Origin of the sequence: Streptomyces sp. H27-H1, assembly GCF_026627445.1 — a bacterium.
Lineage (GTDB): Bacteria > Actinomycetota > Actinomycetes > Streptomycetales > Streptomycetaceae > Streptomyces.
In genome coordinates this window covers 45,111-58,369 of record NZ_JAPNLJ010000016.1, presented here as the reverse complement: position 1 = coordinate 58,369, position 13,259 = coordinate 45,111, and the positions used below count along the sequence as shown (strand labels likewise).

The window sequence follows — 13,259 nt, the reverse complement described above, 5'->3', positions numbered from 1 at the left end:
GTTAGCCCATGATTCGAGCTGTTGTTTTCGACGTCGGCGAGTGCCTCGTAGACGAGACCCGCGAGTACGGCACCTGGGCTGACTGGCTCGGCGTACCCCGCCACACCTTCGCCGCCATGTTCGGCGCCGTCATCGCCCAAGGGCGGGACTACCGCGAGGTCTTTCAGCCGTTCAAGCCCGGCTTCGACCTTACCGCCGAGCGGGAAGCCCGGGCCGAGGCCGGCAAGCCGGAGCACTTTGACGAAGGGGACCTGTACCCGGACGTCCGGCCCGCACTCGCCAATCTGCGCGCCGACGGCCTATGGCTCGGCATCGCCGGCAACCAGACCGTGCGCGCCGGCGGCATCCTCCGCGGCCTGTTCACCGACGACGTCGACCTGATCGGTACCTCCGACGACTGGGGCGCCAGCAAGCCCGACCCCGAGTTCTTCGTCCGGGTCGCCGAGGTCGTTCCGTTCGCTGCGGAGGAGATCCTCTACGTCGGCGACCGCGTCGACAACGACCTCCGCCCCGCCGTTGCCGCCGGCATGCCGACCGCGCTCATCCGCCGCGGCCCCTGGGGCACCATCCAGTGGGACACCGAGGAAGCGAAGAAGCTGCCGACCTTCAGGGTCGACAGCCTCCTCGAGCTCCCCGCGCTGATCAGCGACGTCAATTCGCGAGAGCGCTGAGCATCGCTCCCCAGCTGTACAGCCGGTCGTCGAGGTCGCGGACGCACTGCTCGCCCTGCCACGGGGCGAGCTCGCGCCGCACCTCGCGGACCCGCTCCATGCCCGTCGCGTACCAGTGCGTCTCCAGCAGATCCAGGGCCCGGATTGCGTAGGAGCAGGCCGCCTCCGGCTGGCCGGCCGCAGCCTCGACCGCGGCCAGGTCGCCGAGGACAACCGTCCGCTGCTTGTCCGCGTCGCCAGGCAGGCCCTCCAGAACTCCGAGGAGCGTCTCGCGGGCCTGCGGCAGATGCCCGGCCCGTAGCTGGGTGTTCCCCTTGAACGCGGCCAGGCGCACACTGCTGAACCAGTCCATCCAGTCCGGGCTGGGAGTGTCCCCTCCGGCGGCCAGGATGTCCTCGCCGTGCCCGATCAGGTTCAGGGCCGCGCGGGTGTTCCCGCAGCGCGTCTCGCACTCGGCCTCGACCGCGTCCAGCCACGCCAGCAGCTCGGCAGAGGCGGCGCCTCGGCGGGCGGAGGTGCGGGCCATTGCCATCCGCTCCGAGGCTCCCGCCCGGTCTCCGGCCCAGCCCGGCACAAAAGCGGTGTGCGCGAGGATCGCAGCCCCGAGCAGCGCGTCATCAGCGTCCCCGGCCGCCTGCAGCGCGCGCAGCCAGGTCTCGCGGGCACGGGCCGGCTCTGTCAGGTCGAAGAACTCGATGCGGCCGGCGAGCAGCCACGACTCGGCGAGAGCAGAGGCCACGGCCTGGCGTACCCCGCCCGTCGTCGCAGGCAACAGAGCAGCCCCCAGGCCGGCGTGCGCGACCACGGACGGGTGCAGGGTGCCGGGTGCCACCGTCCAGTACAGGCGCCGGTGGGCGCGCGTGACCGCGGCGAACGCCGACGCCGCACTCGGAGGCTGCACGGCGTTGGGCACAGTCATCGGAGCAGCCGGCGGGGTCCGGAGCACCCGGCCCGCGTCGACTCCGGTCGTTGCGGGGAAGCCGAGGTCCTCGATCGCGGCGACGTTGAGGAGTTCCACCAGGGCGCGCTGCTGGTCCGAGTACGGTGGGCGCGGATCGGCGGACTCCCAGCGTCGGACCTGGCGGGCACTGACGCTCAAACCGCGCGCGGTCAGCGCATCGGCGAGGGCCTGCTGCGAGCGGAATCCCGCTGCCTGACGGGCCGCCCTGAGGCGGACATTGCCTAGCGGCTGGGACATCCCAACCTCCATATGTCGTAGGGGCGGTGGCCAGTCTGGCAGCCCGGCCGACACCAGGCCACGCATCACCCACACGAGACCTTAGACGTCCGCTTTACGGCCCGGAAGAGTCCGCTTCATGTCCTCGCCATACGTCCGCAATGAGGCCACGCTGATCACCACCACCCGCTGAGACCGGCAGGGAGCACCCCGTGGCACCACCCATCACACCACCCCGCAAGCACGTCTTACCTCCACTGTCGGAACTGTCCGAGCAGCAGGTCCGCGGGACCGCCTGCGTCCACTGCGGGATCCACCTCGACAACGGGGACGCCGTAGACCTCGGCGAACGCCCAGTCGTCCGAGCCGGGCAGCGCAGCCGCTGGTTCCCCCGGGCCTGCCCGCCCTGCGGGTCCGCCTCGTGAGCGCCGGCCGGATCTGCTGCGAGTGCCAGCAAGCCATCGTCGGGGAAGCCAAGAAGATCACGCGCCACAGTGCGAGCGGCGTTCGCCCCGACGACTACGCGCACCCCAGCCAGTGCCCAGACGTGCGTCGACGCCGGTCATCCGTAGCCCGGCACCTGCCTCGGCTCCCCTAGACCCCCGCCCCTCCTGGTGCGGCGGCGCCGGGAGGGGCGGGAACTGTCCGCCATCCGGATAAGTGGACCCGCGAACTCCTGTTGGCTGATTTGCGCCCACGAATCTGGGGCACACGACAGGAGCGTGAGAGCCGTAAGTCCTGGCCAGAGGTGGCTGGTTGGTGACGGAATCACACTGGGTGCGAACGCTGCGTGTGCATACGTGCAGGTGCCACCCTTCCACTCACGGCCATTGCCAGGCAGGATGGCACTCGATCGCGTGACCGAAAATAGTCATGCACTCAGCGTTACGGCAGCAGGTCCCGCACTGGGAGGCGCAGTGCTCGAGCGAGACGAAGGAGCTGGCTGAATTTGGGATCGGTCTTGCCGGCCTCAGTGTTCTGCAGGGTGGTCCGGTCGACCCCGGCCATCTCGGCGAGCTTTTCCTGCGTCAGGTCGGCGTGAAGCCGGGCGTCGCGGATCCGATTGCCCAGCTCGATGCGGGCTTTCTGGATCCATTGAGGTGTAGCGGGTTGCACCCACTAGACATTCAGACATCAAGATCGTTTTGTCTGCGGGATACATCCCGCACTTTGTGATCAGCGTCGATCGGTCGGCCGAGAAGGCGACCGCCTCAAGCTCCGGCGCGACTGGATCAGGACCAGTCGCGCCGGAGGGGACACCGCGAGTCGGAGCACCCCATGTGCTGACTCCGGATGACCCCAACAGCTACCCGTCAAGGAGCGACGGGTAGCAATCCCGACGAGTGAACCGCACATCAGCACCATGTGCGAGGCGCTCGTTGGCCTAGATGCCGGGCCCGGATCTGCCATCGCCTTCGAGGACGAAGATCCGGGCCCGGTCTTTCTCTTGTCCGACAGGTGGGGGGAGTGGGAAACGAATGGGAGATGATCATGGGTTCTGGTGTCCACTCAAGTCCTTTCATGTCCACTGGATCGGCAAGCGGTGCAGGTGAAAGGCCTGGTGGGTGACGTCGTCCCAGATGAGGAAAGCAAGTTGGACAGTCATTGCAACATCATGTGCATGTTGAGCGGCACGTCCTGCCCGCCCGAGGCGGCCTTGATGTCGGCCTTGAACTGTTCCATCTTCGGGTTCGTCGACTCGAACGGCTCGAACTGCAGCAGGACGTGCACGCCGTCGAGGGCCTGCTTGGTGGCGTCCTTGGCGAGCAGGCCCGGGTCGTAGTCGGTCGGGTCGGAGAGCAGCCCCTTGTACCCGCTGCGCTTGAGCGAGGTGAACAGCCCGATGTTGTTGGGGGTCTGCATGACGGAGACGACCGCGTCCGGGGCCTTGCCGTCGTTGCTTTCGAGGATCTCCTTGACGTACGCCGACCAGTCGCTGGGCACGGCGGTGCCGGGTACCGAGGCCTTGGCGTAGGCGACCTTGAACCCGGCGCTGGTGAACCCCTGCTGGAAGGTGCGCACACCGAACTTTCCGGCGTCGCTGTCGTTGGCGATGATCGCGACCGACTTGCCCCGGGCGCCGCCGAGGACCTGTCCGATGCCCTCGGGCCAGGTCTGGTTGATGGTGCCGCCGGGGGTGGGCACGAGGCAGCCGTTGAATCCGTAGATGTACTTGGGGCCACAGAAGGAGGGGAGGGTGCCCCAGCCGAAGGTGGGTACCTTCTCCTGCTCCAGGAAGTCGGCGCCGGTGAAGGTGACCGAGCTCATGGGGGAGACCGCGAAGACCTTGTCCTGCTGGACGAGTTTGCGGGCCGCGGCCAGGTTCTTGGCGGGGTCCTGCCCGTCGTCCTCGGCGCCGATGTAGTCGATCTTGCGGCCGTTGATCCCGCCCTCGGCGTTGGCTCTCATGTAGCGGGCCTTCGCCCCGAGGTCGGTGTCCTTCTTGCTGTAGCCGCTGGCGCTGGTCATCGACACGATGCCGCCGACCTTGATCGAGTCGGCGCTCACCCCGCGGGCGTTGCCGGCGGTTCCCGGCTTGTCGGCGGAGCTGTTGTTGGAGGCGGAGTTGCAGGCGGAGACGAGCGCGAGCGTCGCCGCCGCGGCGGCCAAGGTGCGGATCGGTCGCAACATGTGTGGATCCCCTCCGGTCGGAATCCCCGCATTCTGTGCGCGACCTGACGCATCGTCAATATCAACGGCCAGTAAAGTGACGGCCCGTCAGGTAACGGTTCGGGCCGTGGAAGTGATCACCGGGCAACCCCGTCAGGACTGGTAGAGGGCCGCCACCTCCTTCGCGTAGGCCTTCTCTATCGCCCGCCGCTTCAGCTTCAGCGAGGGAGTCAGCAGCCCCCGCTCCTCGGAGAACTGCTCGGCCAGGACGCGGAACGTCCGGATCGACTCGGCCTGGGACACCAGGGTGTTGGCCGCCACCACCGCCCGTCGGACCTCCGCCGTCAGATCGGGGTCGAGCACCAGGTCGGCCGCCGGCAGCTGCGGCCGGCCGCGCATCGCCAACCAGTGCGCGACCCCTTCCATGTCCAGGGTGAGCAGGGCCGCGATGAACGGCCTGTCGTTGCCCACCAGGACGCACTGGGACACGAGCGGATGCGAGCGGACCCGCTCCTCCAGGCCGGCCGGCGCGACGCTCTTGCCGTTGGAGGTCACCAGGATCTCCTTCTTGCGCCCGGTGATGGTGAGGTAGCCGTCCGCGTCGAGGCGCCCCAGGTCCCCGGTGGCCAGCCAGCCGTCCCGCAGAACGGCCTCTGTGGCGTGCGGGTCGTTCAGGTACCCGGCGAACACGTTGGCGCCGTACAGCCAGATCTCCCCGTCCTCGGCGATGTGCACCGTACTGCCGGGGATCGGGCGCCCGACGGTGCCGTACTTCGTGGCCCCGGGCGGGTTCGCGGTGGCCGCCGCGCACGACTCCGTCAGCCCGTACCCCTCGAAGACCGTCACTCCGGCGCCGTCGAAGAACAGCCCGAGCCGGCGCGACATCGCGGAGCCGCCCGACATGGCGTGCCGCACCCGGCCGCCCAGCGCCTCACGCACCTTCCCGTACACCAGCTTCTCGAACAGCTGGTGCTCCATGCGCAGCTTCGCCGAAGGCCCGGGCCCGGTGCCGAACGCCTTCTGCTCGCGCGCCTCCGCGTACCGTACGGCCGTCTCCACCGCCCGGTCGAAGGGCCCGGTCCGGCCCTCGGTCTCGGCCTTGCGGCGGGCGGCGGCGTAGACCTTCTCGAAGACGTACGGAACCCCGAGCACGAAGGTCGGCCGGAACGCGGCGAGGTCCGGCAGGAGTTCGGCCGCCGCCAGCACCGGCTGGTGCCCGAGCTTCACCCGGGCGCGGACGGCCGCCACCTCCACCATCCGCCCGAAGACGTGCGCGAGCGGCAGAAACAGCAGGGTGGACGGCTGTTCACCGGGCCCGGCCTGGAAGACGGACTCCCAGCGCGTCACCATCGTGTCGGCCTCGAACATGAAATTGCCGTGGGTCAGCACACAGCCCTTGGGTCGTCCGGTGGTCCCCGAGGTGTAGATGACGGTGGCCGTCGCATCCGGCGTCACGGCGCTCCGGTGACGGTGCACGACGTCCTCGGCGACCTGGAGGCCGTCCTGCACGAGCCCGTCCACGGCGCCCGCGTCCAGCTGCCACAGCCGGCGCAGCCCCGGCAGCCGCTCGATGACCGACCCGACGGTCATGGCCTGGTTCTCGTCCTCCACCACGCAGGCCGTGCACTCGGAGTCGTACAGGATCCAGTGCACCTGGTCGGCGGAGGACGAGGGATAGACGGGGACGGGCTGGGCGCCGATCGCCCACAGGGCGAAGTCGAAGAGCGTCCACTCGTACCGGGTACGGGACATGATCGCGACCCGGTCCCCGAACCGGATGCCCTGCGCCAACAGTCCCTTGGCGAGCCCGAGCACCTCCGAGGCCAGCTCGCCGGAGGTCACGTCCCGCCAGACTCCGTCGACCTTGCGGCCGAGGACGACCCGCCCGGGATCCTCCCGGGCGTGCAGGAAAACGGCATCGGCCAGACCACCGACGGGTGAGCCCTCGACGACCGGTGGGACGGTGATCTCGTGCAAGGCCCAGCTCCTCTCCGCACAGCGCGGCGACGCTATCCCACCCCTACCCGCAAGTGATCACTGAAGGGAGACCTCCACAAGACCTCCCCAGCGCGTCCAGGGCCTTGGCCTGGCAGGTTCGCCGTGCCGGGCGGCCACGACACCGCAATCCCTTCCGGTCGGCCCCGGACCGCGACCGCGGCGAGGTCGAAGTCCACCGGGCCGAGCATCCCGCCCCGGAGCGGGGCTCCGGCCGGGCACCCCGGGACGGGCCTACGCGGCCCGCGTGAGCCGATCCGCGCCGGAGAGGATCGCCGCGGCCAGCGCGTCACCGGCAGCCGACCCCCGAGCCCCCCGAAGCAGTGCGAACTCCACCGCCCCCAGATCCGGCAGGCCCGCCACCCGCACCAGCCCCGCGGGGATCAGCCCCCGTGTATGGGCCATCACGCCCAGCCCCGCCCGCGCCGCCGCGATCAGGCCGCTCAGGCTGCCGCTGGTACAGGCGATCCGCCACGGCCGCCCGTCGGCCTGCAATGCGTCCAACGCCCGCGCCCGCGTGATCCCCGGCGGTGGGAAGACGATCAGCGGCACCGGCCGGTCCGGGTGCACCCGCAGCCCCTCCGCCCCGATCCACACCATCCGGTCCCGCCACACCAGCCGGCCCCGCTCGTCCCCGTCCCCGCGCCGTTTGGCGAGTACGAGGTCCAGCCGCCCCGCGTCCAGCCGCTCGTGCAGGGTTCCGGAGAGCTCCACGGACAGCTCCAGCTCCACCTCGGGGTGCTCGTGCCGGAAGGCCTCCAGGATCTCCGGCAGCCGGGTCAGCACGAAGTCCTCCGAGGCGCCGAAGCGCAGTCGGCCCCGGATCCGCGTCCCCGTGAAGAAGGCGGCGGCGCGCTCGTGCGCCTCCAGGATCGAGCGGGCGAAGCCGAGCATCGCCTCGCCGTCCTCCGTGAGTTCCACGCTGTGCGTGTCGCGCAGGAAGAGCGGCCGGCCCGTGGCCTCCTCGAGCCGGCGCACGTGCTGGCTGACCGTGGACTGGCGGACACCGAGCCGGGCGGCGGCCTGCGTGAAGCTCAGGGTCTGGGCGACGGTGAGGAAGGTGCGCAGCTGAACGGGTTCGTACACACCGCCCACCCTACGCTCGCCCATCGCGTTCCGTGATGACAGTGAGAGCGGTGTACGGGTTTCCCGATCACCACCCCACCCCCGAAGATGGGAGGGAACCCCGCCGCCCTCCCCCCGACCTCAGCAAGTGAGCATCCCCATGCGCCGCCCGCACCTCCCCGCCCGGCTCCCCGTGGACCCGTTCATCATGGGCCTGCTCGCCACCGTCGGCCTCGCCGCCCTGCTCCCCGCCCGCGGCGCGGCCGCCTCCGGCGCCGGGGCCGCGTCCACCGCGGCGGTGGCCCTGCTCTTCTTCCTCTACGGCGCCCGGCTCTCCACCCGCGAGGCCCTCGACGGCATGCGCCACTGGCGGCTCCACCTCACCGTGCTCGCCTCCACCTTCGCCCTCTTCCCCCTCCTGGGCCTCGCCGCGCACACCCTGGTCCCCACCGTCCTCACGCCTCCCCTCTACAGCGGACTGCTCTTCCTCTGCCTGGTCCCCTCCACCATCCAGTCCTCCATCGCCTTCACCTCGATCGCCCGCGGCAACGTCCCCGCCGCGATCTGCGCGGGCTCCTTCTCCAGCCTCATCGGCATCTTCCTGACACCCCTCCTCGCCGCCGGCCTCCTCGGCAACAGCGCGGGCGGCCTCTCCCTCGACTCGCTGGTGAAGATCGTCCTCCAACTGCTCCTGCCCTTCCTCCTCGGCCAGGCCCTGCGCCCCTGGGCCGGCGGCTTCCTCGTCCGCAACAGATCAGTCCTCGGCTACGTCGACCGCGGCTCGATCCTGCTCGTGGTCTACACCGCCTTCAGCGCGGGCATGGTCGCCGGGATCTGGCACCAGGTCAGCCTCCCGCGGCTCGGCGGGCTGATGGCCGTGGAGGCGGTCATCCTCGCCGTGATGCTGCTGGTCACCTGGTACGGGGCCAAGCGCCTCGGATTCACCCGCGAGGACCGGATCGCCATCCAGTTCGCGGGGTCGAAGAAGAGTCTGGCCGCCGGACTCCCCATGGCCAGCGTGCTGTTCGGCGCACAGGCGAGCCTCGCCGTGCTGCCGCTGATGCTCTTCCACCAGATGCAGCTGATGGTCTGCGCGGTCCTGGCCCGCCGCCGCGCGCGGGACCCGCACACTCCGCAGGACCCGCAAGGCCCGCACGTCCCGCAGGACCCGCAAGCCTTGCGAGGCCCGCACGCCCCGCAGGACCCGCAAGCCTTGCGAGGCCCGCACGCCCCGCAGGACCCGCAAGCCTTGCAAGGCCCGCACACCCCGCAGGACCCGTACGCCCCGCAGACCGCGGAACGGCCCGAACTCGCCGCCGAGCATGTGGCGGAGGTCTCGCAGACCCCTCAACACCCGGTCCCGCAGGCCCGGTAACGTGCGGCGGTGACCTGGATACGCCCGCTCTCCGCCCATGCCCCGCGCCCCTGCACCCTGGTGGTCTGCCGGGGCTGCTGCTGCGGCGACCCCCGCAAGAACCCCGGTACCGACCATGCGGGACAGCTGGCCCGGCTGCGCGAGGCCGCGGCCGCCTCCGACGGGCGCCTGGCCGTCCGTACGACCGACTGCCTCGGCCCCTGCGCGCAGGCCAACGTCATCGTGGTCCAGCCCACCACGGAGGCCCGCCGCCGGGGAGCCCGCGCGGTCTGGTTCGGCTGGGCCCTGGACGACACCGCCACCGACGAGATCATCGCCTGGGCCGGATCGGGCGGCCCCGGCGCCCTCCCGCTCCCGCCTGCCCTCGACCTGCACCGGATCGACCCGCCGGACCCGAAACCGGCCGCGCCCGCCTCCCGCCGCGGCCGCCGGGGACGCTGATCGGGACGGCGTAAAGGCGCGAGGGGCTCGGGGGTGGAAACCGTTAGAGCGCGGAAATGTCCGGTTCTTCTAGTTTCTGGGTGTCAGCAAGAAACCCCGAAGCACAGGGAGCCCCTCATGAAGCTCAGCAAGCGCCTCGTCGCCACCTCCGCCGCCGTCCTGCTCGGCACCCTCGCCTTCGGCGGCGCCGCCCAGGCCGCGGACAACGGCGGCGGCGCCGCCGACCGCGCCTCCTCGCCCAGCCACACGATCGAGGCCCCGAAGGGCACCCCGCACGTGCCCGCCAAGAAGGTCCGGACCGCGTCGAAGGACAACTCCTACAGCCAGACGATCGAGGCCCCGGCGGGCACCGAGCACGTCCGGCCGGCGGTACCGGCCGGCAAGTGACCCGTAGCGGGACAGGGGCGGGGGTCGCACGACGGCCCCCGCCGCCCCGCGCCTCACCCCGTCAGGTCGATCCGCTCCCCGCCCGCGTAGATGTTCATGTCCCCGCCCCGCAGGAACCCGACCAGTGTCAGCCCCGACTCCAGCGCCAGGTCCACCGCGAGCGAGGACGGAGCGGACACGGCGGCCAGCACGGGGATGCCCGCCATCACCGCCTTCTGCGCCAGCTCGAAGGAGGCCCGCCCCGACACCAGCAGGACCGCGCCCCTCAGCGGCAGCCGCCCGGCCTGCAGCGCCCGCCCGACGATCTTGTCCACCGCGTTGTGCCGGCCCACGTCCTCCCGTACGTCGATCAGCTCGCCCGCCGCCGAGAACAGCCCGGCGCCGTGCAGGGCGCCCGTGCGGTCGAAGACCTTCTGCTCCGCGCGCAGCCGGTCCGGCAGTTCCCCGAGGAGCCGGGCGCCCACCCGTACGGGATCGTCCGCGAGGCCCGGGAACCGGGTCGCCGTACGCACCGCATCCAGACTGGCCTTCCCGCACAGGCCGCACGAGGAGGTGGTGTAGACGTTCCGCTCCAGTGTGATGTCCGGCACCGGAACCCCCGGGGCGAGCTGCACGTTCACCACGTTGTAGGTGTTCGTTCCGTCCTCGGTGGCGCCCTCGCAGTAGGTCACGGCACGGACGTCCGACGCCGAGCCCAGTACGCCCTCACTGGTCAGGAAGCCCACGGCCAGCGAGAAATCATCGCCCGGGGTGCGCATCGTGATGGCCAGCGGTTTGCCGTTCAGCCTTATCTCGAGGGGCTCTTCGGCCACCAGCGTGTCCGCCCGGGTGGACACCACGCCGTTGCGGATCCGGACGACGCGGCGGCGTTCGGTGACCCGTCCCATGTGTTCAGCACACCCGTTCTGTCCTCGTCACGCACCTGGACCATCCATTCTCCCGGATCCGTTCAGGCACCGTTCCCGGCTGGAGGATCCTCGGGAAGCTCCAAAGTCCGGGCACTGAATCCTGTCGGGTCACGCGCCCCTGTACCCATCAGTAGCAGGCGAAGCTGATAAATCCTGACTGCCTTACAAGGGGGGACCCCGCCCATGACCGGTTCACGCGTGGTGGCGCTAGGGCACTACCAGCCTTCGAAGGTGCTCACCAATGAGGACCTCGCCGCCATGGTGGACACGAACGACGAGTGGATCCGATCCCGCGTCGGGATCAAGACCCGGCACATCGCCGGACCCGACGAACCGGTCGACGAGCTGGCCTACCAGGCCGCCGGCAAGGCACTCGCGAACGCCGGTCTGACTCCGGACGACATCGACCTCGTCCTCGTCGCCACCTCCACCGCGATCGACCGTTCCCCGAACATGGCGGCCCGTGTGGCCGCCAAGCTCGGCATGGGCGCCAGCCCCGCCGTCATGGACATCAACGTCGTCTGCTCGGGCTTCACCCACGCCCTGGCCACCGCCGACCACGCGATCCGGGCCGGCGCCGCCACCCGGGCCCTGGTCATCGGCGCCGACAAGATGACCGCGATCACCGACTGGACCGACCGCACCACCTGCGTCCTGACCGGTGACGGCGCCGGCGCGGCCGTCGTCGAGGCCTGCGAAGAGCCCGGAATCGGCCCGGTCCTGTGGGGCTCCGTGCCCGAGATGGGCCACGCGGTCCGCATCGAAGGCTCGCCGCCGGTGTTCGCCCAGGAGGGCCAGTCCGTCTACCGCTGGACCACCAGCCAGCTCCCGCCGCTCGCCCGCAAGGTCTGCGAGAAGGCCGGGGTCGCCCCCGAGGAGCTGGCCGCCGTCGTCCTCCACCAGGCGAACCTGCGGATCATCGAGCCGCTCGCCGCCAAGATCGGCGCCGTCAACGCCGTCGTCGCCCGCGATGTCGTCGACTCCGGCAACACCTCGGCCGGCTCCATCCCGATGGCCCTGTCCAAGCTGATCGAGCGCGGCGAGATCCCCTCCGGGGCCCCCGTCCTCCTCTTCGGCTTCGGCGGCAACCTCTCCTACGCCGGCCAGGTCATCCGCTGCCCGTAGCACCCGCACCCGACCCGGCGCCCGCGGCGGCTCTTCAGCCGCCGCGAGCCCGGCCGCGGTGGCAGAGCCTGAGCCGCGAGCCCGGCCCGGTCGGCTGCGGCCATGCGCCGCAAGAACCTCATCGTGGCCACCGCCGGAAGGCGGCGAGCGCCTCCTGAAGGCCACTCTCCCGGACGGCAAGCTCCCGGCGGACTGGTTCCCGAAGGATGCCCGCGGCAAGCCCTCCCTCCGCTGCGGCACGTACGACGCCCACGCCTACACGGAAGGTGAAACCTTCTACGCCTGGCAGGCAAGGACGACCTGGCGGAGGGGGAGCGGGTCAACGCCGCCCACTGACCGCGAGACGCCTCGTCTCGCCCGCCCTGCGGGTTCGCCCCGGGGTATGCCTGCAGGTCAGCGCGGCGCGTCGGACTCGGCCCGGCCGAAATACCTGGTCGGAACCCCGCCGAACCTTTGCTATTGTTGTCCATGTCGCCGCGGGAAACCGGGGGCGATCACCTGGTCCGGGTGGCGGAATGGCAGACGCGCTAGCTTGAGGTGCTAGTGCCCTTCGGGGCGTGGGGGTTCAAGTCCCCCCTCGGACACACAAAGAAACGGTCGTCATCGTAATCACGATGGCGGCCGTTTTGCTTTGCCGGCCATGAGCCCCGACTGTGTTCCTTGCGGAGGCCGTGGAGCGGGCTGTGGCGGAGCAGTTGGCGGGGGTCGATCCGGACGAGTACGGAACCTGGGCCCGGTATCCGTGCTCTGGGCGGCTGGTGCACCTGCTGCCGCCTGAGGAGTTCCGCCTCGTGCGCACCGACCGCAACCGCGGACGGATCGACCGTGCCCAGCAGCGCCGACTGCTGGGCCGCCCGCGAGCACGCCCGGGCGCTCGGCATCCCCCTTGTGATGGACGCGAACGACCGCGGCCTGCTCGACGTCGAGCGGTTCGACCTCGAACCCGACCGGCCCCCGCTGCACGGTCTGCTCGGTGGGACCACGTCCGGCGACTTGGCGGACCTCACCCACGATGAGATGGTCGACGTCATCCTCACCATGGTCGACCGGGAACGGATCAGCCCGGAACTGAGCGCCTCCATGGCGGAGATCGGCACCACGCTCAGCAGCTGGCCACAGCTCGCCTCGGCCGTCGCGCTGGGCGCGGCGCTCACCGCCGAGGCCGCCCGCCGCATCCTGCTGGGCCAGCCTCGCCCGTCCGGACGCTTCTACACCGACCTGGAAACCCTCACCGCTGCCGATCGGAACACCCTCGCGCGACCCCGACCCGGAAACCCTCCGGTCAGCCCCACCACCCCGCCGGCCCCCAACGAGGGAACTCTCCCATGACCACAGCTGTTGACACGCGGCGATCCCGCCCGCCCGCCGGCCGGCGCGGGCATTGCGTTCGTGTCGGGGGGCGGGTGAAGATCGGTGGCGGGAGAGTTCGATCTCGGGAGGGTGCGTGTGTCCGAAGTCAAGGCAGAGCTGGATCAGTTGATGCGGGTCTTTCTCGGTGCGTTCAC

General features: G+C 70.7%; 13 protein-coding genes and 1 tRNA gene. 8 read left to right on the top strand and 6 right to left on the bottom strand.

What is annotated here, in order from left to right; genetic code table 11:
* Positions 1 to 8 precede the first annotated feature (8 nt).
* Positions 9 to 671: an HAD family hydrolase gene (locus OTB20_RS19200; RefSeq protein WP_267819070.1), complete on the top strand. Its 663-nt coding sequence runs from the start codon at positions 9 to 11 to the stop codon at positions 669 to 671.
* Here OTB20_RS19200 and OTB20_RS19195 read toward each other — a convergent pair.
* On the bottom strand, positions 652 to 1,869 hold the full coding sequence (locus OTB20_RS19195; RefSeq protein ID WP_267819068.1) for a helix-turn-helix domain-containing protein: 1,218 nt from the start codon (positions 1,867 to 1,869) through the stop codon (positions 652 to 654). The two genes, OTB20_RS19200 and OTB20_RS19195, sit on opposite strands and share 20 nt — an antisense overlap.
* A 191-nt stretch (positions 1,870 to 2,060) precedes the next feature.
* On the opposite strand from OTB20_RS19195, the gene OTB20_RS19190 reads away from it, so the two are divergent.
* A complete protein-coding gene (locus OTB20_RS19190) occupies positions 2,061 to 2,273 on the top strand; it encodes a hypothetical protein (RefSeq protein ID WP_267819066.1) in 213 nt (70 codons plus the stop codon).
* Between the two features lie 460 nt (positions 2,274 to 2,733).
* Here OTB20_RS19190 and OTB20_RS19185 read toward each other — a convergent pair whose 3' ends face one another.
* From OTB20_RS19185 to OTB20_RS19170, 4 genes are all read right to left on the bottom strand, one after another.
* Positions 2,734 to 2,964, bottom strand: coding sequence for a helix-turn-helix transcriptional regulator (locus OTB20_RS19185; protein WP_267819064.1), 231 nt, complete (start codon positions 2,962 to 2,964; stop codon positions 2,734 to 2,736).
* 486 nt (positions 2,965 to 3,450) lie between these two features.
* Positions 3,451 to 4,479 carry an ABC transporter substrate-binding protein gene (locus OTB20_RS19180; protein ID WP_267819063.1) on the bottom strand — a complete coding sequence of 343 codons (1,029 nt, stop codon included), beginning with the start codon at positions 4,477 to 4,479 and terminating at the stop codon, positions 3,451 to 3,453.
* A 132-nt stretch (positions 4,480 to 4,611) separates the two neighbouring features.
* Positions 4,612 to 6,435 carry an AMP-dependent synthetase/ligase gene (locus tag OTB20_RS19175; protein WP_267819061.1) on the bottom strand — a complete coding sequence of 608 codons (1,824 nt, stop codon included), beginning with the start codon at positions 6,433 to 6,435 and terminating at the stop codon, positions 4,612 to 4,614.
* A 252-nt stretch (positions 6,436 to 6,687) separates the two neighbouring features.
* The gene (locus OTB20_RS19170; RefSeq protein WP_267819059.1) at positions 6,688 to 7,539 is read right to left on the bottom strand and encodes a LysR substrate-binding domain-containing protein; all 852 of its coding nucleotides are present in this window, start codon (positions 7,537 to 7,539) and stop codon (positions 6,688 to 6,690) included.
* A gap of 139 nt (positions 7,540 to 7,678) precedes the next feature.
* Between OTB20_RS19170 and OTB20_RS19165 the strand changes: the two genes are divergently transcribed.
* The 3 genes from OTB20_RS19165 (at position 7,679) to OTB20_RS19155 (ending at position 9,721) form a co-directional block, all read left to right on the top strand.
* On the top strand, positions 7,679 to 8,893 hold the full coding sequence (locus OTB20_RS19165) for a bile acid:sodium symporter family protein (RefSeq protein WP_267819311.1): 1,215 nt from the start codon (positions 7,679 to 7,681) through the stop codon (positions 8,891 to 8,893).
* Between the two features lie 9 nt (positions 8,894 to 8,902).
* The gene (locus tag OTB20_RS19160; RefSeq protein WP_267819057.1) at positions 8,903 to 9,334 is read left to right on the top strand and encodes a (2Fe-2S) ferredoxin domain-containing protein; all 432 of its coding nucleotides are present in this window, start codon (positions 8,903 to 8,905) and stop codon (positions 9,332 to 9,334) included.
* A gap of 117 nt (positions 9,335 to 9,451) precedes the next feature.
* The gene (locus tag OTB20_RS19155; protein WP_267819055.1) at positions 9,452 to 9,721 is read left to right on the top strand and encodes a hypothetical protein; all 270 of its coding nucleotides are present in this window, start codon (positions 9,452 to 9,454) and stop codon (positions 9,719 to 9,721) included.
* A 53-nt stretch (positions 9,722 to 9,774) separates the two neighbouring features.
* Here the strand turns inward: OTB20_RS19155 and fdhD are convergent, their stop codons facing one another.
* Positions 9,775 to 10,608 (bottom strand): formate dehydrogenase accessory sulfurtransferase FdhD, encoded by an 834-nt coding sequence (fdhD, locus tag OTB20_RS19150; protein ID WP_267819053.1) that lies wholly within the window; start codon positions 10,606 to 10,608, stop codon positions 9,775 to 9,777.
* 204 nt (positions 10,609 to 10,812) lie between these two features.
* On the opposite strand from fdhD, the gene OTB20_RS19145 reads away from it, so the two are divergent.
* The 3 genes from OTB20_RS19145 (at position 10,813) to OTB20_RS19135 (ending at position 13,083) form a co-directional block, all read left to right on the top strand.
* Positions 10,813 to 11,754, top strand: coding sequence for a beta-ketoacyl-ACP synthase III (locus OTB20_RS19145; protein ID WP_267819051.1), 942 nt, complete (start codon positions 10,813 to 10,815; stop codon positions 11,752 to 11,754).
* 501 nt (positions 11,755 to 12,255) lie between these two features.
* Positions 12,256 to 12,338, top strand: a tRNA-Leu gene (locus OTB20_RS19140).
* Positions 12,339 to 12,579: 241 nt separating this feature from the next.
* Positions 12,580 to 13,083: a hypothetical protein gene (locus tag OTB20_RS19135; RefSeq protein WP_267819050.1), complete on the top strand. Its 504-nt coding sequence runs from the start codon at positions 12,580 to 12,582 to the stop codon at positions 13,081 to 13,083.
* The last annotated feature ends 176 nt before the right edge of the window (positions 13,084 to 13,259 follow it).